The organism is Pseudothauera nasutitermitis (assembly GCF_004801295.1).
GTDB lineage: Bacteria > Pseudomonadota > Gammaproteobacteria > Burkholderiales > Rhodocyclaceae > Pseudothauera > Pseudothauera nasutitermitis.
Genome location: NZ_SSOC01000010.1, coordinates 18079 through 37479, shown reverse-complemented (window position 1 = coordinate 37479; position 19401 = coordinate 18079). Strand labels below are relative to the sequence as shown.

Sequence of the window (19401 nt, the reverse complement as noted above, 5' to 3'; positions counted from 1 at the left end):
AAGGCAAAGCCTAGGCCATGGTCGATTTCCTTTCCCAACCTGATCGTTCCGAACGCATGTCTCGGATCCGGGGAAAGGATACCCGGCCAGAGCTGGCATTGCGCAAGGTACTGCACCGGCTTGGCCTTCGCTACAGGTTGCATGGGATTGGCCTGCCAGGAAAACCGGACCTCGTCTTCCCCCGCTACAAGACCGTTGTCTTTGTACATGGTTGCTTCTGGCATCGCCACCCCGGATGCAAGATTGCCACCACACCGAAGAGCAACACTCCGTTCTGGGTAGAAAAGTTCCAACGCAACGTCGCCCGTGACCTTCGGGTAGTGGAGGAGCTACATGGCTTGGGGTGGAAAGTTCTCGTGGCGTGGGAATGCGAACTTGCCTCGCCCGCCAAGGCCCAGGCCACGGGCGAGCAAATTGCTACATTGATCCGTGACGGACCACAAGACACCTTGCCTCCAGGGAGGCCGTAGCTTCTCCTCCACTTTGCTGAAGAACATGCTGGCCAATAGGAATCCGGGGGCCATAATGAGATGGCCGGCCCGATCCACGCCCAGCGGCTACGCTGAATGGGGATTGTTCGTTTCGGAGGCGATTACCACGAATACAGCGACGTTGATCGGAATCGATCTGGGCAAACACTGCGTCCAACTTCATTCCCAGGATGAGAGGGGATGGATGGTGTCTGGCAAGAACGTGTCGCGCATTCGGATGCCGACGATGCTGGGCACGCTCTCGTCGTCCAGTTCAGGTAACCGGCGAGCGCTGCTGACGGGTCAAACTTGAATTGCAACATAATTACTAATATAAGTTTCTATCGCAGTCTTTTAAATAGTCTGCCCTGAACAACTCGTAATCCCTTGACGTGTCTTGTGTTTGAGGGCAGTAGCCAGGGGTAGATTTGCAAAGTATGGTTTTATGCAAGCCGTTTCCTTGCAAATTCCACCGAGGATTTTCATTCGCGCGAAGCCTTCGCAGCCCGCCACGGCCGAGTTGCCCCCTGACGAAGCGGTGGTCCACGCATCTGGGTAGAAAACCCCTACTGGTAGTTTTTCTGCGGCGAGACCTACCTGCAGACCGAGTTGCCCATCGATCCATCGAGCCTGACACGCAGGAGAAAGCTCATCGGCGATGCCCGCCAGCCCGGGAGCCAGTCTAGCTATTCACGTTTGCACAATTTCCCGCGAAGCCACATCCACGGCACAGGCGCAGCGCGCCAGACCGTCTCGGCTGGGCATGTCCACCCACGATGGCTTCCCAGCGCACGATCAGCCCGTCTACCTCATCTTCGGTGAGCAAGGCCACTCGATGCGAGGTTCGGTGACCGGGCCGGCTCTGCACCACCACGTATCCGTGCATGGCGACGGGTTCACCCGTCTGCCGCATGATGGCCACGCGTTGGGCGGAGAGTTCGATCACATCGGAGAGATACGGGCGATCCAGCCGGCGGGTTTTCAGTTCGACCAGGATGAGGATCCCACTGCGGTCTCGGTAGGTGCGATCGACCTTGGCGGTGAGCATCACCCGGCTGGGCGCCTTGAAGAGCTGCTCTGCGTAAGCCAGTGTGGCGCGCCGCAGTTCCCGGGGCATCCAGGCATTTTCAGGCCGTCGGCGAAGGCGATACGCCCACGCCAGCAGGACAGCCGCGAGGATCACCACGACGGCCCATTCAAGCACGGCGTCCTCCTTCGCGGCCGGCAATGCGATCCGCCCCCCACACGAAGGGGCGGAGCATCAGACGCACCGCCCCGATCAGCACGGGATGCCCGGCCAGCACACGGCACACGCCCGGCGCCGTACGGTAGTACGCCAGGATCAGGCCCCGTCCGATCGGCGAGGCGCGCAACACCCGATCGCGAAAGCGCCTCAGCACCATGACCTCCCGGCCTTCGCCGTACATCAGGGTCGCAATGAAGCAAGGGCCTCTGGAACCTTGATGCTGCTCGGCCTCGCGCAGGAACCGGCGATGCTCAGCATCGCCGCGGGCCATGTCGGCGCGTTGCTGGGCAGAGCGCCGCTGGCCGTACAGGTGCTCGAACCGAACCAGTTGTTCGCACACCCCCATCTGCGCCAGTTGGGATGCACTGACAGAGCGCCCGGACCGACGGCGCCCTCCGCCCGCCTTGCTCACCGCGCAGCCCCAGGTCTGTCGCGCATCGCCCGCCAGCGGCAGTATTCCCGGTCGATCATGAAATCAATCCGAGCCGCGGCACGCTGTCGGCGGTTTTCGGGAAGCCAATGCGTCGCCAACCAATAGAGGGGGATGAACGCCACCGATACGGCCAGCGCATGCAGCCAACCCACGGCCAGCACGGCCACCCCGATGACGGTGGTCGCGATCACGGCGTCCTGCCCGTCCGGTCGTTGGCGCATGCCACGATACAGGAGGTTCATGCCATCGCCCGTTGTGTGGTCGATGAGCGCCACCACACCCGTTGGATCGGTATTGCAGACCACAACGCTGACCTCGTCTCCAAGCCTCACCGGCCAACCCGGCTTGCCCATCGCCATCTCGACCGCTTGCTCGCCACCCTGTCGCACCCTCAACCGATACCGGGCATGCGCGGGATCGGCAAGGATGTCTTCAACCCATCCATGAATGATCCGAAAGTCTTGTTCAAACATGGCTGTTCTCTTATGCCAGGAAAAACGCTTACCACACAAATTTCCGTTTTCAAGCCCCTGCACCCGACGCGCGCATTTCAGCCACCGGTGATCGGTGCGCCAAACACGTCGGCCGCCAGCGGCATGTCGATCGGCGCCGCCGGCTCTGGTGGCGCCACGTAACCGACCTGCGCCGCCGCGGTGCGAGGCGCGGCCACAGGATGGAGCAGGCTCAACTGCATGACGACGCCTTCGCGCGCCAGCAAGCGCAACCGGTTGATCCGCTTCGTCCCCTTCTTGAAGCGGATCAGGTCGTCGTAGAGCTGGGGGTCGTCCGCCCGGTCCAGCTCGAACAGCATCCGGATCGTCTCGGGCTCGACCCGCTTCGTCTCGTCCATCACGCCCCTCCCTGAGCCGCAACACGGCTCCCGCTGAAGAGCTTGTCCACGTGGTTCATGCCGGCGATCTGGAAACCCCGGACATTGGCGTGCAGCGGATCCTTCACTTCCAGGATGCGGTGCTTCGGAAACGCCTCTTTCACCGCCTTCTTGAAGAGGTAGGCGCCGCCGCCGACGAGCACGATGTTCTGGAAGCTGTAGCTCGCGTCGATCCAGCGCATCATCGAGGCCACCGCCTGCTGGGCGATCGAGTGGGCCATGGGCATGGCCCGCGAGATGTCGTAGGGCTTCTGGTAGATCACCGGGTTCTTGCCGGTGCGCAGCGCCAGGTCGATGGCCTCGATGTCGTTGTAGGGCGTGCCGATGTCGTGGCCGATCTCCGCCGCGATGGCCTGCAGGACATCGAAGACGCCCCGGTTGACCGAGTGGCTCTTGGCCTGCACGAAGCGCATGCCCCGCGCCACCAGCCAGTCGAAGGTTCGGGAGCCCGGATCGACGATCAGGCTTTGCTCCCGCTCGATGGTGGCCATCTTCCCGTGCTGGACGGCGTAATCCACCAAGGCGCCCTGGGGCTGGGCAATGGCCAAGGCCTTGCGCACGACCACGGTCTTGCCGCCACCGATGTCGTGGGTGCCGGTCACGGCCTTTTCGAGCGCGGTTTTCTTGGTCGTGAGCGCGGCGACCGGCAGCCCGACGACCAGCAGGTCGATCACCGGCTGCCTCATCAGGGCCAGGGCGCCCCGGAGCAACGCCATGTACTCCGGCGTCTCCGTGTAGCGGTCGTGCATCTGGGTGGCACGGAAGGTATCCGCGGCCAGTTCGACCTCGTGGCCGACCTCGTAGAAGAGGCCGTTGATCGGGATCGCGACCGTCTTGCGCCGCTCGTAGCCCGGTTCGCCCGAAGGCTCGCGCATGCGCGGATAGGCGACCGAAGGAAAGCTGGCGCAGCGGATATCGCCGCCCACCACGCTGCTGATGTACTTGGTGTTGCCGAAGCCGACATCCACCGCTCTGACGACATGGTCCATGTGAGGCTCCCGTATGGGTTTGCGAGCGGCCAGCATCGGCATGCCGATCCGGCCCGTCCACGCGAAATCCGCCCCGGCTGGCCCGGTTTTCGCAATCAGCCTCGATCCCACTCGAAGCCCAGTCGATCTGGGCCTCGATAAGAATCGGGTTCCTGCGCCGGGCGCCAAAGCGCCTTCCACGTCGCACCACGGTCTCACTGGATCGGCGCCCGTCAAGGCCACATTTCCAGCCGCGGGTCGCGGGGACGGTGCTGCACCGGCTCGAAACCTTCCCGGTGGAAACCAGAGGCCAAGCGAACGGGCGTCAAGCCCTTGCGCCGCCCCGGTCCGGCCGCCTATCGCAAACTAAGCGCAGCTCAAGCCCCGATTTCCATCGCCACCCGCAACCCCCTCCATTCGGCGGTCCTCGGCGGGTTGCCCCATTGACCGGCCCGGCCTGCGGGTGTGAACTACAGGCTCCCGAGGCCACCCTGGCCTGCTCCATCGCGGAGCGAAAGGCGTTGCGGTCGTTACCCGCCTCTTCAAGCCCTGGCCCCTGAGCCGGGTTCGGCATGGTCCCCGAGGTCATGCCCGAAGCTGTCCAACCCGTAGTGCAACGCGCGACCTCGCCGGCAGTCCCTGTCGGCCGCTCCTTGAGGGCGAGTCCCGCGTTCGAGCAGTCACAGGCCGGCACCCGATGCCGCGCCACTGTTTCCGCCATCCCTTCGAGCACGCGCTTCGCGCAGCACACGGCTGTGCTGGCCCCCTGTCGGGCTCCCCGTGTGTCCCCGCTCGTGAACCTCGCACTGCCCTGGACTTTCGGTCAGGGGCGGACCCATGCAGGTGGATGGCGCTACGAATCGAGGACTGATCCCCCAGCCAGCGCAAGGCCAGACCTTTGCGCCGATGTTGCCGCTGCCCTTGAGGCGCGACGGCATCCCAACCCCCGGCGAACGCAGAAATGCGAAAGCGGGACGGATCACTGTTTCATTTTTAAGACCGACCGAGCCGGCGCGACCGCGTGTTGCGGACACCCGGCAAACCCTGGGTAGGTGTGGTGCGCTCGTGGCCGCGCGCCGTGCCGAAACGCTCGACCACGCATTGCCCGCGCAGGGAATCCGCGCGCGCGATGACGCAACGGATTCCACCCATTCCCGACTGTGGGCCGCCGGGACGGCGCACCGCTTGCACCGGAGACATGCCATGTCCAACCTCAACGCTCGCCACGTCCCCCGCCGTGTCCAAGGCGCCGCCGGCGCGTGGCGCGACGCCCGCCACCAGCCGCCGCGCCGCCAGGACTGGGCCGCGCTGACGCCCACCGAGATCCTTGCCCGCCACCGGCCCGGCAAGACCCACCCGCTGCGGGTGCTCGAGGTCCTGCTCGAGTTGTTCAACGCCCGGCACACCGCGCTGGAAAAGGTCGTCTCGCACAAGACCCGCCGGGAGCGCGCCGACTTCCTGCGCCGCTTCTTCCGCGACCTCCAGCGCAAGGCCGGCTTCAAGACGCCGCCCGACCCGCGCAACCTGGGCGACCGCCACATCCGGGCGATGGTCGCGGTGTGGCAGCGCGAGCAACTGGCGCCGGCCACCATCCAGACCTACCTGAGCTTCCTGCGCGGGCTGGCCTCGTGGCTGGGCAAGCCCGGTTTCATCCGCGACCCGGCCCACTACGGGCTGTCGCTGGCGGAGTACCAGCGCCATGAGTACGCCCGGCGCGACAAGAGCTGGACGGCGGCCGGCATCGACATCGAGGCCGTCCTCGGGCGGATCGTCGTCTACGACCGCCACGTCGGCGCCTCGCTGCGCCTGATCCAGGCATTCGGCCTGCGGCGCAAGGAATCGGTGATGTTCCGGCCGCACCGGTGCGTCGTGCCGTTCGAGGTGACCGGCCTGCCGTCCGAGGCGCGGCAGGCCGACCACTACGTGCGGATCAAGGAAGGGGCGAAAGGGGGGCGGCTGCGTTTCGTGCCGCTGGACACGCCGCAGCGCCTCGCGGCGCTGGAACTCGCGCGGGCGGTGGCCGAGGGGGAGGACGCGCACATGGGCAATCCTCGCCACAGCCTGAAGAAAAACCTGCGGCGTTATGACTATGTGATGGCGAAATTCGGTGTCACGGCAGCCATGCTGGGCGCGACGGGTCATGGGCTGCGCCACGAGGCCATGATCGACCGCTACACGGCAGAAGCCGGGGTGGCGCCGCCGGTGCGGGGTGGCGCCGCGGTATCCCCCGACGTGGACAAGGCGGCCCGTCACGCGGCTGCGCACCTTGCCGGGCACAACCGGACCAGAGCGGCGGGCGCGTACTTAGGTGGGCTGCTGGGGCGGCGGGCTTTGGCGAAGCAAGGCCGTCAGCCGGAAGAATCCGGCGATGGCGCCGAACGCTGACGTGAAAGCGCCGACCGCCGGGCCTGCCAGCATCAACGAACGGTGGCGGTCCGCAGCGGACCGCCACCGCTTTCGGGAATGCGTTTGCGGAATCCGCGTCAGCCGCCAGCGGGATGGGGCGAGGCAAAGGGGTTGAATGCTTCGATGCCCAGGGCCTTGTAGTCGGCGATGTTGCGGGTGACGACCGTCAGGCCATGCACCTTGGCGGTCGCTGCGATCATGGCATCCTCGTACAGCGTGTCGGACTGCCGGTGCATGAGCTTCGCCCAACACCTGAATACGGCCGCATCCATCGGCAGGACGTTGTAGGCCTCCGCCACCCGTTCCAGCCATGCCTCGATCTCGGCGGCCTTCGCCGTATCCTGCTCACGGGTCAGTTCGATGCCGGCCTGTATCTCTCCCACGGTGACGGCGGACAGGAACAGGCGCGCATCATCGACCGATTGCAGCCAGGCGACGACGGCGCCATGCGGCTTGGGCTTGCGCAGTTCGGAAACGACATTGGTATCGAGCAGGAACATCCGCTCACCGCATCGCTTCGACCGCGCGACGTTTGGCACGGCCTCGCGGCGGAACGATCGCCTCGGCACGCGCTTCATCCGACAGCAGCAACTGCTTCAAGGAGGGCCGCGCCGCCGCCTGCAAGCGTTTCCATTCCTGCACCGGCACCAGCACGGCGGCTTCCGTGCCGCGCTTGGTCACCATCTGCGGGCCTTCCGAAAGGCAGGCTTCCAGAAATTCGCTGAATCGCGCTTTTGCATCCTGAACCGGCCACGTATGCATGACAGTCTCCAACAGACTAGTTACCTGACCAGTTTATAGCCAAGCCACCGTCTCGTCCATGCATCATTGACCCTCCCGCCCTCTGCACTCAGGCCGCTTCCGCGACCGCGCCTTCCCCGTCCCGCCGCTTATCGGCCAGGATATAGCCGAAGCGTTCCCAAGTCTGCGGATCGACCTCGATCGGACCGGATCGCTTGCTGTCGAGATTGACCACCACGCCGTGTTGGGTAAGCCGCCCCCGCGAGAAAAGCTCGTAGAGCAACTGCGCCGCGAAGCGCACTGCCACGTCGTTGATGAACAGCCCCTGCGAGGCGAGCGACACCCGGACCGAACACGCTATCTTTTCGGCCAGCAGGCGATCCAGCAGCGGCAGCGAAGCTAGCAAGATGTTCGAAGCCGCTTCGGTCGCCACTTCGAACACGAAGTCCCGGCCGCCCCCTGGCGGCGCCCACCATCGTCGCGATACAGCTGAACGGTGAGCACCTCGCCCACGGCGGCGAAGCTCTCGCTACCAAAGCGCCCTAACTTCCATATGTCATACAGCGAAGAATTGCGAGGTCGTTCGGACGGATGAAGAATGAGTCAAAAACAAGAGGACATGAACATCAAGTAATGGGCGGATGGGCGAACCCGCAACACCTGACGCGGGAGACCGAACGCCATTGCCTTCCAACCACGCGATAATGCCCGGCGCTTGCGGGTGGCAAGGCCCCGCCTGGCCTTGAGCCGCGCAACGGGCCGCACGATACTGCAAGCGCTTTCGTGGACATCGTGTCCGCACAGCCTTCAGCGGTGGCTCCGGTCGTCCTGAAGTCCAGCTGCGCTGGCGTCGCAGTCGATACCTGCCTTCCGAGTTCGCCCGGCTGTTGCCGGGTCCGGCCGCTACGGCCCATAGCCCCCAGTGTCCGTTCGACCTTCGGGTCGAACGCAGATTGCTGCCGCCGGCCTTCGGGTTCCGCGGCATCGAGCGAAGGCCCCGTTCGCGAGAACACGGGCCTTCATCCCGCGCCCGCCTTCAGACGGGCGCCGAATCGTGCCGCCAACACCGGCGGCCTATCCCGAACGGGGAACCCCAAGTTCCCCCACCGGGAGAGGGCGTTCCCCTTCCGTTTCCGAAGGAGAACGCCATGCACGCAATCATTGCGCAATCGGACTCGCGCCCGCTCGCCGTTCTGTTGGGCGGTTCCGGCCATGCCCGGACCGTCCACTACAGCCCGCCCGTGCCGGCGCTGTTGAAACCGTACGCGTCCCAACCGGGACAGTCCGGGCGTGTTGCAGCGTCCCATCGAGTCGGCGGAGCCTGATCATGCCGCTCGATCGCTACCGTCGGCGCATCGCCGCCACCGTGATTCAACTGGCCAAGGACGATCCGTTCCTGGTCAAGGAGGTCATCGCCCGCCTGCGCAAGTCGGGCGAGATCGAAGCCGACGATCTGGTCTATCTGGACCGCATCGCCAACCGCTGGATCAGGATCGCCCGCAAGAACGCGCACAACGGCCGGCACGCCGCCTCAGCGCACCCGCGTCAAGCGCGCGGGTAGCGGGACGCCTCTGGCCTTCGCCATCTCGACGGCGATCCTTTCCAGCAGATCGGGACGTTCGTCATTCAGCGTATCGGTCCAACGGGCCAATGCCTGTTCGACGTCGCCCCACGTTCGCGCCCCGTCGAAGTCGAGTCCGAGCTTTCGGAAATCCTCGATTTCGTCGGGCGTGAACCGTAGCGAATCGCCTGCACGCAGCATGGTTCGGCACCTCATCGATCGTGAGTGTCCAGCTTAGCAGTGCCGCCGGCCCGTGCAACCCCGGGGAGTCGTCCGCCGCCTCCCTACGCGGGGAGGGGTGCTCCCTCAACGCAGCCTGGAGAAAACACCATGTCCCTGGAGAAATCCCGTTCCCGTGCTCAACGCACCAGCATCGACACCGAGGAAGCGCGCGCCTGGGTCGGCTTCTACCGGCGTGTCGGCCACGATCCGGCCATCGCCGCGGAAGTCATCACCGAGTTGGCGGCCGATCCCGAGATGAAGCGCGCCCATCTGGCGCTCTACCTGTGCTGCCGGGAATCCCTGCGGCGGCACGAGGCGCGCGAGACGCGCAACAAGCGGATCGGCCAGTTCGTCCGCGGACTGTGCCACAGCCTGTTCATCCGGCCTGTGGTCACGCTGCAGCAGCGGCTGCGCAACGGCCGCGACATGGCCGTCGAATGCCTGCCCGAAGTGGCGGACCCGCGGGCCGCGGCACAAGTGCGCCGCCTGCCCCGGAAAACCGCGGGCACGGCAACCCGCCCGGCATCCGATCAACGCCCCACCCCGGCCGACCCGGCCCCCGCCACGGCCGAAGGCCCGGCCCCGCCCGACGTGAAGGTGCCGCTCAGGGCCACCTGAGCCGGGCAGCCCCCCTCCCGATCCGCGATGCGATGGCGTCCGCCGTCGCATCGCGCTCACCCAACGTCCGCGCCCGCCGGCATCGTGGCGGCGCGCATGGCGTTCACGTCGATCGCCATCCCGCTGGCCCCGGCATGCCCTTCTGTACAGGGGCCGTCCAACCCCGCACCCGCATCGTCGCCCCGCCCGCCCATCCGCCGTGCTATTCAATACGGCACCCGCGCGTAGAATCCCCAATGTCACCGCCTGAGAGGTGGTTCAACACGGCCTTCCCTCGTGACAGGCTGCTCGACACGGCAGGGCTGCCGACCAAAGACGAAGCAAACGCAAAGGAGGCGAACATGAAAGGCAGTTGCGCCTGCGGCCGGATCCAGTATGAAGTGCAAAAACTGGCTTCGGTGATTCAGCACTGCTCATGCCGAACTTGCCGGAAATCTCATGCAGCGGCGTTCAATACGGCCGCTGCAGTCAAGCCGGAACACTTCAAATGGCTTAGTGGCGAGCAACTGCTCAGGGCATTTGAATCATCGCCCGGCAAACATCGGTATTTTTGCAGCCATTGCGGAACGCACTTGATCAAGAGGACCGACGGTCGGGCAACGTTCGCCTTGCGCGTGGCAACTCTCGATGACGATCCAAAGCAAGTGCCTGAGATCCAAATCTGGGCCTCGCATCAGGTGCCTTGGCTGCATTACGGCCCCGAGGTCGCTGTATATCCGGAATGGGGACCGGGGCATAAATAAGCAATAACGCGACAAGAACGAAGACTCAGGCCCCAACGGCATGTTCCAGCCAAGCCGTTATGGAAGCACTCCAATACAGCAACCGCTCGTCCCCCACGCCATACGCAAGCGGTAGGTGGTAGCAGGCGCTTGCGTAGAGCGTCTGCCGCCCCCTCTTGAAGCGGCGCGCCCGAAGCCAGAAACTGGCCTCGATCCACCCGCATCCTGTCTTGGATGCTGTCCGGCTCCCCGTCGGCGTCGCAGTCGATACCTGCCTTGATCTCTTCGTGCCAACCGCGTCGATACCTTCTTGGCACCTTCATCCCGAGCGGGGAACCCTCCCCGTCCGGGATGGGCGTTCCCGCTCTTTCTATCTATAGAGGAGAACGCCATGGATATGTCCACCTTGTCCCATGCCGATCTGGTCAGCGAGTTGTTCGCGTCCTCGCCCCACGGGGCGCGCCCTGCCCCCCTGCATGTCGCCGAGGCCGCGGTCCCTGCCGCGGCCATTCCGGTCACCGATGCGGCCCTGTCCCATCGGCTGGCGGTGGCCCGCGAGTTACTGCTGCGCGGCCTGCACGAACGGATGCGCGGCCAGCCGATCCTGTCGTCACCGCAGGACGTGCGCAACTGGCTGTGTCTATACTGCGCCGGACTGGAGCGCGAAGTGTTCCTGGTGCTCTACCTGGACGTCCGTCATCGTTTGATCGAAAGCGAAGAGCTGTTCCAGGGCACGCTGACCCAGACTTCCGTCTATCCCCGGGAACTGGTCAAGGGGGCGCTTTCCCGCAATGCCGCCGCCTTGGTCGTGGCGCACAACCACCCATCGGGGATAGCCGAGTCGTCGCCGGCGGACGAAGTCCTGACCCGAACGCTGCAAACGGCGCTGCAACTGATCGATATCCGGATCATCGACCATTTCATCGTGGCCGGCAGCAGCGTGGTTTCGTTCGCCGAACGCGGGCTTCTGTAAAGCCGTACGCCAGTCACCCATCGCGCCATCCCCGGCCGCATGCCTGCCGTACCGTTCCCGTCATCCGTTGTTACCCGAGGAGCGCATCGTGCCGTCCTACTGCCCCGTCTGCGCGGCCGAGGGCGTGCCACTCGGCACGCTCGGCAGTCTGCGCTGGTTTCGTTGCCGCGACTGCGGCGCGACTTTCAGCCGCCGGGCTGCGCGTGCCAAGCGCCGCCCGGCATCCCACCCACAAGGAGGAGAACCGCATGGAGATACAAACGGTGAACAGCCTGCGCGCGCAGATCGAACCCCTGGCCGCGCTGTCGTTGTCGCACCTGAGCACGGCCACCCGCCGGAAACTGGCTGACGATGAATTGTCGGTCAATGCCTATCCGACCGACTGTGGTGGCTTCGTCTACGTCGGCGCGCCACGCTACCGGATTCCGGAAGAAAGGGATCTGGCGACGATCTTCGAGGCCGCCGAACGGGCCGGCATCATCTGGCTGAAGTTCGACAGCGAAGCGGCCGTGATCGATGGACTCGAGGTTTTCGACATGGCGGAACCTACGCCGTGAACCGGCCCTCGGCCGGCGCGGCATCGGCCCGCTGACCGACGCCCCATGTTCCCGCAGGGCATTGCGCCAACAGGCCGATGCCCTGTCTTTCCCTCACCGAGACGGCCCGCCGTGCGCGGCATGCGCGTCCAGGACGCGGGCCGCCGCGCCCTCATGCTTCCCCGGCGTCGCGCCCGTCGAACCGGGAAGACCGGAAAATCTCCCGCGAGGCCGGGTGCGCGGCCACGTAGGCGGCGTGCGCCTCGATCGCCCAAGGCACGAACACGATGTCGGTCACGCCTTGGCAGGCGACGATCCTGTCCAGCTTCGCGGGTTCCACGAAAGCGGCCAGTACCGGCCCCTGGAGCCGGCGCAGCTGGATTTTCTCCGTCAGCAACTGGATCGTGATGCCCTTGATATCCAGCCGGTTGTCCCGATCCAGCACCCGGACCACGTCTTCGCCGAACACGCTGCGGACGGTCCCGTCGAGGTTGTTCTTGGCGTGCACGGCCAGCCCCATGGTAGTGCAGCCGCGTGTCTGCAGCAGCGCGCCGCAATGCAGAAAGGCGGCCCGCAGCGCGTCCTCGTCAGGACCGATCGAGCAGGTGTGGAAGCGTTCGGTCATCATGGCAATGCTGTTTTCGTGAACTTGGACCCTGGTTCGTACCGCCGCGCGACGCGGCAACGTGCTCAGCGATGCCCGGCTGACTTCAGCGCGGCTATACGCATTCAAATGGTACGCCAGACGCGCATACCCCGCGATTCCGTACCCAACTTCAATTCACACACCGAATCGATGCGGACAGCGGGGACGTGTGCGTGGACGCGGCGTAGGCCTCTAGGTCGATCACCGCGTCCGCCATGGCCGTCAGCGCCGGCGTCTGGGACACGAAGAACTCGCGCCGATACCCACCCAGGCGCAGCACTTCCCGCTTCATCGCCATGAACATGCGCTTGCGTCCGGGGTCCAGCGGCCCGTCGGCCTCATCCGAGAACAGCGTCTCGTAGCGCCGCCCGGCGTGCTGGGCGAGGTACAGCGCCACCGCCCGGATCAGGCATTCGTTGATCCATACCCGTTCCCCTCCGCTCATCAGGCCGACGCGCTTGCTTTCGCCTGACTCGCCGTCGTGCACCTGGATGTCGAAACCCTCCTTCTGCTCGCCCCGGGCGCTTTCCACCAAGGTGAGCATGGACACGGTGAAGCGCGGGCCATAGCAGGCCAGCAGCAGATCGTTGGCCAGTCCCGACAAGGCCGGGCCGGCATCGTCGATGGCCAGCGCGATCAGGCCGTCGTGGCTCATGCACCTGGCGAACAGGTTCCAGTTGCCCAATTCGGCTTCGACGTGGGCGATGCGGCCCGCCACCTGCGCCTGGCGGCCGGCCACGGCATCCACCTGCCGCGCCAGGGCGCCCAGGGCCTCGGCGTCCCGCACCGCGGCCAGGTGCGCCTGTTCGGCGGCGGCGGCCGATCGCGCCGCGTGCTCCATCTCCGTTTGTGCATCGGTCAGGCGCTGCTCGTCATAGGGCGCCGGCGATGCCGCCAGCGCCTGCCGGAGCCGATCCAGCGTGGCGCGGTAGTGCCGGGCCTGCTGCGCGCGGCGCGCCGCAATCGCTTGCCGGGCCGCCTGGATCTGCTTGCGCTCCGCAGCCTCCTCGGGGTGCTCCGCCGGCTGCAGCCCGGCCTCGGCCTCCGGCTCCGCCGCACCTTGCAACCCCGCCAGTTCCCGCTCGACCTCGGCCAACCCCGTCTCGGCCCTCGCCAGTTCGCCGGCCTGGGCCGCCGCCAGGGCAAACCGCGCCGCCCGGTCGCGGGCCGCGTCGGCACGGTGCTCGGACCGGGCCAGCGCCCGCGGTGCCGCGGCGAGCGCCTCGCGCTGCCTGCGAACGGCCGCCAACGCCTCTTGCGCTTTCGCCTTCTCGCGCGCCAGCCGCGTGATCGCCCCGCGGGCACTGGGCATGAGGGCCTGGGCGGCACGCGCATCGCCCAGGAGCTGGCAGCGCCCCTGCAGGCCGGTGCCGGCACACGGCACTTCCCCGGCCAGGCCAAGGCGCCGGGCCAGGTCCTCGGCCTGGAGCGCCGCCTGCCCGGCCTCGCGCTCGATCGCGGACAACTGCTCCCCGACGAGGCGCTCCGATGCCTGGCACTGGGCCAAGCGCTGGACCTGCTCGCGGTAGGCGCCCAGTCTTTCCAGGCGCAGGGTGGCAACCCGCTCGGCCAGCGGCAGGCGGACCTCGGCGCACCGCGCGGCCGGCGCCCCCGACAACAGGGCGAGGTACTGCCGGCGCTGGTGCTGCAGTGCCTGGCGGCGACTGCGCTCCCGCGCCAGGCGTTGCGTGATGCGCTGTTCCAGTTGATCCAGCCGCCGGGATTCGCGCCGATCCTCATCCTTCAAGGCTTCGATCGCCTGGGTGCCGGCCTGGATCACCGCCTGGCATTCGCCCTGCAACTGCGCCCGGCGGGCTTCCACGCCGCGGGACTGCCCGTGCTCCGCCAACAACTGGGCATGCCGGGTCCGGGCCGCTTCCAGGGCGGCCTGGGCCGTCCGCAGGGCCGCCCGATGCGCCGCGACGCGGGCCGGGGCACCGTCGAGCCGCAGGCGTTCGTGCGCAATCCGCCGCGCCTCGGCTTCCAGCCCGCCCTGCTCCTGCCGGATCGCCGTGAGGCCCGCCTTGAGCAGCCGCGCCGTCTCGGCCGCCTGCTGTCCCATGGCCTGGATTTCCGCCTGCCCCAGCAGGTCGGCCAGCAGCGCCTTGATCTCGCCGTTGCGGTAGGTGCTGAGCTGGCGCTTGTTCTGCGCCGAGAACACCGAGGTGAAGAAGGTGTCGGCGCTGCCGCAGACGGCTTCGACGCAGCGGACGTAGGTGTCCACCTTGCCGTCCGATACCGTGCCATCCTCGAGTGCCAGCGGCTTCCAGCGTCCATCGCCCTCCCCCACGAACAGGAAGGCTTCGGTCCTGCGCCGGCCGTTGAGGCGGATCACCACCTGGGAGCGATAGCTGCACCCGTCGTGCTGCCAGACCAGGTCTTTCTCGTTCTCGGGAAGGCACACGTGCTCGTAGTACGAGAAACCGCCCGGCCCGGCCAGGGCGGCGCGGGAAGGCATGGCCAGGTAGGGATGCAGATTGTCCATCACCGTGGTCTTGCCGCGCCCATTGGCGCCGGCGATGGCGACCAGTTCGGCGTCACCGGCCAGTTGCGCGAGGTCGAGCGTGAGCGCATCCAGGCCAAGGCCATCGCGGATGCCGCGAAAACCCTTGAGCGTGAGGGAGAGCGGTTGCATGGCGTACTCCGGAAGAGAAGACCCGACCAGCTTCTTCCACGACTCGGCGCTTTCAACCCCGCAGGCCGTGCCGGGTAGCATCCCGCCGACGCAGTACCCTCCGTGCGTCGCGCTGACGCACGGACCGACAGAACCGCAGCACCACGTTGGGCAGTTGCACGTGGTCAGCGGCTTGGCTTTATTCTGATGAGTCGAATTGGTGGCGTGATCGCAAGAGCATCAGAAATCGATCCGGAGCAGAGGTTGAAGGTCACACCGCGACGACTGCCATGCAGCGGAAAGCAGCCGTAGCCGGTTGACCTCACGTTTCGCCCCGAATGCGAGCACACTTGAGGCCCGGAGCACAAAGGAGCGGTATATGACTACAAAATACACACTCGAGCAACGCGTCGTCGGACCGCACCTGCAAATGGATATCACCGAGGAGCGCTACAACGAACTGGCACATGCGCGAGAGGTTCTGTCGGACGCGTTGGCCTTCGAGCAACGCTATGAATTGCTGCTTGGCAACTTCATCTCGATGGAACTGGCCTTCACAGAGATTTGCCTGCGCACGATAGTTGAGCCGCAATATCGATATCCGGAGATAGCCGAAACCATCCGGCAGGCGAATCGCCACATCGTAAATATCCTCACTGCCATGCGAGGCTATGCTGACCAGGTACGGCAGGACTTCAAGTGCGTAGAACTAAAGCCTCGGTTCAGCCTGATTGCCAAAGCGGAGCTGGTCAAGGTTTTCGAGCGCAGCCCAGACTACCGATTTATGTGTGAATTACGGAATTATGTCCAGCACAAAGCGACTGCCATCCACGGCTTCGAGGAAGCAGGTGCTGCGAGCAACGACCCCAATGGCTGGGTCGAGATGATCAAGTTTTACGCGAGCAAGGCGTCCCTGAGCGCAGACGGAGACTTCAAGACGCGAGTCCTTGATGAACAGCCGGAGAAGATTGATGTTCGCCGGTGCGCAAGACAAAGTGTCCAAGAGATGGGAGTGGCGCACTTGGCGTTGCGTAGAGCAATCGCGGAGCATGTCGTGCGAGCACGATCGGCCTTTGAATCGGCTATCCGCGACTACGAGGAAGGCGGAGCCGAGTCGGTCCTCGGACTTTGTGCAAGGCGGCGTGTGGGGGATGTTAGCGATGACGTACCGGTGCTGCTGGACTGGGACGACGTTCGACTCCAACTGGTCGAGAAGAACGACCGCCCGCCGCGACTTTGGCCGAGCCACACTCATCGCGAACCCAGTACTGAAAAGATAGTCGCACTACGAGAAGAGGCTCAACACTCACAGGCTGAGGCGGCAGCAGCAGTGTTCGTTCCCAAAGAGCGCTGGCGAGATTATGAAGGGGGACTACCGATGCCAGAGGGGCTGTTCCATCTGTATCAGCTTCAGGTGGGACGTCATCCAACGCACCGCCTGCAGCCGTCAAACTCCGCTGATGGTCAGAGACAGCTTACGGACTGATGCAGCCGCTCACTGTGCCATCACAGCAGTCTGGTCCTGGCCAGGCTGCAGATCGGCCCTCACCGGCAGTCTGCCGAAGAACTGGCCCCGAGCCCTCCAGCGCCTTGCAGTACCCGCTCGGCGATCGCGGCAGGGGCCTCCGCCTCCAGGACAGCCAGGCAAGCGAGCAGCCCCGCAGGCCCGACCCCGGTGAGTTCAGCCCATACCCGGACCTTGTCTGCCAGCGAACCGAGTTGCGCGATCCCCGCCGCCCGCGTGCGCACCACCGGCACGATCCGCCCCTCCAGCTTGGTCTGCGCCGCCCCGGCGAGCAGCCGCATGATCGCGGCCCGGTCCACCGCGTGGCGATCCTCGTCCGCCACGGTCCAGCGCACCCGCACGCGGGCACCGTCGACGCCGTGGCGCGCGATGGCCTCCCGCAGCGCGTCCAGGTCGGGGCGCCCCTCGAAGACGATGTCCACCGTTCGGCACGCCGGTGTCGGTAGCAGTTCGCAGTCCGCCGCGTCGGCCGCCACCGTCCACAGCAGGAAGCCCTTGTCGCCCTCCTCGCCGTAGTGGAAGCGCCCGATGGAGCCTGCGTAGGCGATGCACTGGCGCCCCGCCGGCCCATCCTGTTCCCAACGCTGGTGCCGATGGATGTGGCCGAGCATCACGGCGCGGGCCTCGGTGGCGAACAGGGCGCCGGTGCTGAATTCGTGGTCGAACCCCGCCATCGGCACGCCATGCTCGTTCACGCTGCCGAACACGGTTCCGTGGGAGACGGCGATCGTCGGGATATCCTGCGCCCGCGCCCGCCGGTTCGCGGGCGCGAAACCCGCCAGCAGCCGCGCCAGGTGTTCGCCCACCGCCTGGGCGGCTTCGGCGCTCCCCACCGTGGCGGCCACCACGGCCTTGTTGATGGTCGGCACGCAGGAGAACAACGCGCGTGCCCCGGGCGGCACCGCATCGAAGCACCAGCCCGCCGAAGCCTGCCAGCGGCCGTCCGCCAGCAGGGCCACCTGCTCGATGCGCTCGGCCGCATGCACCGGATACCGCGCGCCCAGCAGCCGGAACACCGCGAGGGTGCCCGGCGGCTCATGGGAAAACGTCCCCTGCAGCATCAGCACCGGGCAGTGGCTGGCGAGCCGGCGCACCTGGGCGAGCAGCCGCAGGGCCGCGGGCTCGTGCAGATCCAGGCCGTGGTCGGTGGCGTCCCCGGAAAGGACCGCCGCCTCGGCCCGAGCCGCGATCGCGCGGTCGACGGCGGCCCCGAAGCAGCGGTCCGCCTCGTCCAGCGTCGCCGTACCGTAGTGCAGGTCGGAGAAGTGGGCGATGCGCATCGTCAGTCCCTCCCCGCCCGCGCCGCCAGGGCGCCGTCGATCTTGTCCGCGTAGCCTGCCGGATCGTTGGCGTGGCGCTCCAGTTCGTCCCAGGCGCGGGCACGGCCATGAGGGTTGATCTTCCAGCCCTGCCCCCAGCGGCGCTCCGCGAACCGCTGGAAGCGTGCGCCGGCGATGCCCATGGCCTCGGCGCGGCCCAGCACCTGTTCGAGCGTTGGATTGCCCGGGCGCATGGGCACCTCATCCGGCTCGGGCGCCATCGGCGGCGCGCGATCAGTGACCGACGCCCCATCCTCCGTCGCGCCGGGCATCGGCACGCCCTCCAGCACCTGTTCGGCCATGGCCGCCTGCATGAGCACCGTCTCGGTGTCCTCGCCGTCGCGCAGCAGGGCGGTCACGTCGACGGGCGCTTCCAGTTCGATGATCCACTGCGCCACGCGCAGGGCGCGCCCTTCCTCGTCGATGTGGGGCACGTCGCGCAGCACCTTGGTCAGGTAGAAGGTTTTGCGGGCCCCGCCGAGGAAACCCGAGATGCGCCCGCCACGCATGTGGCCGATGGCCTGGAAGCGCTGGATCGCGTTGCTCATCGCGTAGAAGCTGGTGGTGGGCAGTTCCACGGCGCTGATCGTGCGGATGCCCGGGATGAAGAACAGGAAGCGCCCGCTCAGGTTGCACTGGCGTGCCTGGTACTCGGGGCAGGATTCGGGATCGCAGACGCCGCCGTTGTCCTCGCGCGGCATCGTCTTGCGCCCGCCGAAGATGCGGATGCTGCGCCGGCCGGTGTGGTCCATGGGCACCGGCGCATGGCACATGCAGTGGCGCACCTGGCCGTCGGCCGCATACTGCGACCAGAAGCGCTTCTCGTGGACGCCCCAGGCGGCCAGTTCGTGGGGCATGACGCTCTGCCAGTGGTCGGCCGGGAAAACGACCGGGAAGCGGTACAGGCGCCGGCCCTGGCCGCGGTCCTCGCCATAGGCGTCGAGAATCTGGCGCGCCACCTCGGGATTCGGGAAATCCTGCGGGCGCACGGTGAACCACGGCACGTTGCGCGGCACCAGCGGCGACTTGAGCTGCGGCAGCGCTTCCTTGAGCGCGCGTTCGATCTACTCGAAGGATTGCCCGCCGGCCACCCCCTGCTGGTAGATCTCCTTGGCCTGGGGCACCTCGGCCGCCTTCTTCGTGAGCACCATGATGCCCGGGCGGATCTTGCCGCCGGTCGGGATGCGTGCGGGGCCCTGCCCCAGCAGGGTCGGCAGCGCGGCGGGGCCGCACTGGACCGTGACGATGGAGTTGGTCATCTTTCGCTCCTTCATGAACCTCGGCGGATGCCGACGATTCATGCTCCCAGGGAGCGCAAGGTTTTCAAGGGCGGCTACGGACATCCCCGCGGTCAACGCACGGCAAGCCGCCGCATTCCTATGACCATTGGAATATCACGGCGCAATGAATGTCGGAATTTATTGCGACGCAACAATAGCTTAGATCAACACTGAGGCGCATATCGCAACTTGAGACTTGCGTCTCCTGTGTTTAAGATGCTTACAAAAGGAG

The 19401-nt window shown here is 66.3% G+C and carries 22 protein-coding genes; 8 read left to right on the top strand and 14 right to left on the bottom strand.

Annotated features, from left to right (window positions below; translation table 11 throughout):
* Positions 1–17 precede the first annotated feature (17 nt).
* A complete protein-coding gene (locus E6C76_RS21085) occupies positions 18–470 on the top strand; it encodes a very short patch repair endonuclease (RefSeq protein WP_136350241.1) in 453 nt (150 codons plus the stop codon).
* A gap of 682 nt (positions 471–1152) precedes the next feature.
* Here E6C76_RS21085 and E6C76_RS21075 read toward each other — a convergent pair.
* The 5 genes from E6C76_RS21075 to E6C76_RS21055 form a co-directional block, all read right to left on the bottom strand.
* Positions 1153–1674 carry a PD-(D/E)XK nuclease family protein gene (locus E6C76_RS21075; protein ID WP_136350240.1) on the bottom strand — a complete coding sequence of 174 codons (522 nt, stop codon included), beginning with the start codon at positions 1672–1674 and terminating at the stop codon, positions 1153–1155.
* Positions 1667–2056, bottom strand: a complete 390-nt coding sequence (locus E6C76_RS21070) for a CFI-box-CTERM domain-containing protein (protein ID WP_136350239.1) — start codon at positions 2054–2056, stop codon at positions 1667–1669. Before E6C76_RS21070 ends, E6C76_RS21075 begins: the two co-directional genes overlap by 8 nt.
* Positions 2057–2124: 68 nt before the next feature.
* Positions 2125–2622: a hypothetical protein gene (locus tag E6C76_RS21065; protein WP_136350238.1), complete on the bottom strand. Its 498-nt coding sequence runs from the start codon at positions 2620–2622 to the stop codon at positions 2125–2127.
* 77 nt (positions 2623–2699) lie between these two features.
* Positions 2700–2999 carry a hypothetical protein gene (locus E6C76_RS21060; protein ID WP_136350237.1) on the bottom strand — a complete coding sequence of 100 codons (300 nt, stop codon included), beginning with the start codon at positions 2997–2999 and terminating at the stop codon, positions 2700–2702.
* A complete protein-coding gene (locus E6C76_RS21055) occupies positions 2999–4027 on the bottom strand; it encodes a PRTRC system protein D (protein WP_136350236.1) in 1029 nt (342 codons plus the stop codon). Before E6C76_RS21055 ends, E6C76_RS21060 begins: the two co-directional genes overlap by 1 nt.
* Positions 4028–5209: 1182 nt before the next feature.
* Here E6C76_RS21055 and E6C76_RS21050 point away from each other — a divergent pair.
* The gene (locus E6C76_RS21050) at positions 5210–6391 is read left to right on the top strand and encodes an integrase domain-containing protein (protein ID WP_136350235.1); all 1182 of its coding nucleotides are present in this window, start codon (positions 5210–5212) and stop codon (positions 6389–6391) included.
* 98 nt (positions 6392–6489) lie between these two features.
* Here the strand turns inward: E6C76_RS21050 and E6C76_RS21045 are convergent, their stop codons facing one another.
* The 3 genes from E6C76_RS21045 to E6C76_RS22325 all read right to left on the bottom strand — a co-directional run bounded on the left by E6C76_RS21045 (position 6490) and on the right by E6C76_RS22325 (position 7595).
* Entirely contained in the window at positions 6490–6912 is a 423-nt protein-coding gene (locus E6C76_RS21045; protein ID WP_136350234.1) for a type II toxin-antitoxin system VapC family toxin, read from the bottom strand.
* Positions 6913–6916: 4 nt separating this feature from the next.
* On the bottom strand, positions 6917–7174 hold the full coding sequence (locus tag E6C76_RS21040; protein WP_136350233.1) for a type II toxin-antitoxin system Phd/YefM family antitoxin: 258 nt from the start codon (positions 7172–7174) through the stop codon (positions 6917–6919).
* An 88-nt stretch (positions 7175–7262) separates the two neighbouring features.
* On the bottom strand, positions 7263–7595 hold the full coding sequence (locus tag E6C76_RS22325; protein WP_230976358.1) for a ubiquitin-activating E1 family protein: 333 nt from the start codon (positions 7593–7595) through the stop codon (positions 7263–7265).
* Between the two features lie 885 nt (positions 7596–8480).
* Here E6C76_RS22325 and E6C76_RS21030 point away from each other — a divergent pair.
* On the top strand, positions 8481–8714 hold the full coding sequence (locus E6C76_RS21030; protein WP_136350232.1) for a hypothetical protein: 234 nt from the start codon (positions 8481–8483) through the stop codon (positions 8712–8714).
* Here E6C76_RS21030 and E6C76_RS21025 read toward each other — a convergent pair.
* The gene (locus E6C76_RS21025) at positions 8685–8915 is read right to left on the bottom strand and encodes a hypothetical protein (RefSeq protein WP_136350231.1); all 231 of its coding nucleotides are present in this window, start codon (positions 8913–8915) and stop codon (positions 8685–8687) included. The two genes, E6C76_RS21030 and E6C76_RS21025, sit on opposite strands and share 30 nt — an antisense overlap.
* Before the next feature lie 129 nt (positions 8916–9044).
* Here E6C76_RS21025 and E6C76_RS21020 point away from each other — a divergent pair, with 129 nt between their 5' ends.
* From E6C76_RS21020 to E6C76_RS21005, 4 genes are all read left to right on the top strand, one after another.
* A complete protein-coding gene (locus E6C76_RS21020; protein WP_136350230.1) occupies positions 9045–9554 on the top strand; it encodes a hypothetical protein in 510 nt (169 codons plus the stop codon).
* A gap of 341 nt (positions 9555–9895) precedes the next feature.
* On the top strand, positions 9896–10297 hold the full coding sequence (locus E6C76_RS21015) for a GFA family protein (protein WP_136350302.1): 402 nt from the start codon (positions 9896–9898) through the stop codon (positions 10295–10297).
* A gap of 370 nt (positions 10298–10667) precedes the next feature.
* Positions 10668–11249, top strand: coding sequence for a JAB domain-containing protein (locus E6C76_RS22595; RefSeq protein WP_136350229.1), 582 nt, complete (start codon positions 10668–10670; stop codon positions 11247–11249).
* A gap of 248 nt (positions 11250–11497) precedes the next feature.
* Positions 11498–11806, top strand: coding sequence for a DUF5983 family protein (locus E6C76_RS21005; RefSeq protein WP_136350228.1), 309 nt, complete (start codon positions 11498–11500; stop codon positions 11804–11806).
* Positions 11807–11957: 151 nt separating this feature from the next.
* Here the strand turns inward: E6C76_RS21005 and E6C76_RS21000 are convergent, their stop codons facing one another.
* On the bottom strand, positions 11958–12413 hold the full coding sequence (locus E6C76_RS21000) for a hypothetical protein (protein WP_136350227.1): 456 nt from the start codon (positions 12411–12413) through the stop codon (positions 11958–11960).
* A gap of 148 nt (positions 12414–12561) precedes the next feature.
* Positions 12562–15066 (bottom strand): DNA repair protein, encoded by a 2505-nt coding sequence (locus E6C76_RS20995; RefSeq protein WP_136350226.1) that lies wholly within the window; start codon positions 15064–15066, stop codon positions 12562–12564.
* Between the two features lie 358 nt (positions 15067–15424).
* Here E6C76_RS20995 and E6C76_RS20990 point away from each other — a divergent pair, with 358 nt between their 5' ends.
* Positions 15425–16531: a hypothetical protein gene (locus E6C76_RS20990; protein ID WP_136350225.1), complete on the top strand. Its 1107-nt coding sequence runs from the start codon at positions 15425–15427 to the stop codon at positions 16529–16531.
* 59 nt (positions 16532–16590) lie between these two features.
* Here the strand turns inward: E6C76_RS20990 and E6C76_RS20985 are convergent, their stop codons facing one another.
* From E6C76_RS20985 to E6C76_RS22525, 3 genes are read right to left on the bottom strand one after another with little or no spacing between them, the layout of a single operon-like run.
* Positions 16591–17850 carry a metallophosphoesterase family protein gene (locus tag E6C76_RS20985; RefSeq protein ID WP_136350224.1) on the bottom strand — a complete coding sequence of 420 codons (1260 nt, stop codon included), beginning with the start codon at positions 17848–17850 and terminating at the stop codon, positions 16591–16593.
* A 2-nt stretch (positions 17851–17852) separates the two neighbouring features.
* Entirely contained in the window at positions 17853–18905 is a 1053-nt protein-coding gene (locus E6C76_RS20980) for a recombination directionality factor (protein ID WP_230976357.1), read from the bottom strand.
* Positions 18906–18953: 48 nt separating this feature from the next.
* Entirely contained in the window at positions 18954–19148 is a 195-nt protein-coding gene (locus E6C76_RS22525; protein ID WP_230976356.1) for a hypothetical protein, read from the bottom strand.
* Between the last annotated feature and the right edge of the window lie 253 nt (positions 19149–19401).

Coding starts and splice junctions, on each gene's coding strand:
- E6C76_RS21085 (WP_136350241.1), top strand. CDS start 18: ATGGTCGATTTCCTTTCCCAACCTGATCGTTCCGAACGCATGTCTCGG.
- E6C76_RS21065 (WP_136350238.1), bottom strand. CDS start 2,622: ATGTTTGAACAAGACTTTCGGATCATTCATGGATGGGTTGAAGACATC.
- E6C76_RS21060 (WP_136350237.1), bottom strand. CDS start 2,999: ATGGACGAGACGAAGCGGGTCGAGCCCGAGACGATCCGGATGCTGTTC.
- E6C76_RS21055 (WP_136350236.1), bottom strand. CDS start 4,027: ATGGACCATGTCGTCAGAGCGGTGGATGTCGGCTTCGGCAACACCAAG.
- E6C76_RS21050 (WP_136350235.1), top strand. CDS start 5,210: ATGTCCAACCTCAACGCTCGCCACGTCCCCCGCCGTGTCCAAGGCGCC.
- E6C76_RS21045 (WP_136350234.1), bottom strand. CDS start 6,912: ATGTTCCTGCTCGATACCAATGTCGTTTCCGAACTGCGCAAGCCCAAG.
- E6C76_RS21040 (WP_136350233.1), bottom strand. CDS start 7,174: ATGCATACGTGGCCGGTTCAGGATGCAAAAGCGCGATTCAGCGAATTT.
- E6C76_RS21030 (WP_136350232.1), top strand. CDS start 8,481: ATGCCGCTCGATCGCTACCGTCGGCGCATCGCCGCCACCGTGATTCAA.
- E6C76_RS21025 (WP_136350231.1), bottom strand. CDS start 8,915: ATGCTGCGTGCAGGCGATTCGCTACGGTTCACGCCCGACGAAATCGAG.
- E6C76_RS21020 (WP_136350230.1), top strand. CDS start 9,045: ATGTCCCTGGAGAAATCCCGTTCCCGTGCTCAACGCACCAGCATCGAC.
- E6C76_RS21015 (WP_136350302.1), top strand. CDS start 9,896: ATGAAAGGCAGTTGCGCCTGCGGCCGGATCCAGTATGAAGTGCAAAAA.
- E6C76_RS22595 (WP_136350229.1), top strand. CDS start 10,668: ATGGATATGTCCACCTTGTCCCATGCCGATCTGGTCAGCGAGTTGTTC.
- E6C76_RS21005 (WP_136350228.1), top strand. CDS start 11,498: ATGGAGATACAAACGGTGAACAGCCTGCGCGCGCAGATCGAACCCCTG.
- E6C76_RS21000 (WP_136350227.1), bottom strand. CDS start 12,413: ATGATGACCGAACGCTTCCACACCTGCTCGATCGGTCCTGACGAGGAC.
- E6C76_RS20995 (WP_136350226.1), bottom strand. CDS start 15,066: ATGCAACCGCTCTCCCTCACGCTCAAGGGTTTTCGCGGCATCCGCGAT.
- E6C76_RS20990 (WP_136350225.1), top strand. CDS start 15,425: ATGACTACAAAATACACACTCGAGCAACGCGTCGTCGGACCGCACCTG.
- E6C76_RS20985 (WP_136350224.1), bottom strand. CDS start 17,850: ATGCGCATCGCCCACTTCTCCGACCTGCACTACGGTACGGCGACGCTG.
- E6C76_RS22525 (WP_230976356.1), bottom strand. CDS start 19,148: ATGACCAACTCCATCGTCACGGTCCAGTGCGGCCCCGCCGCGCTGCCG.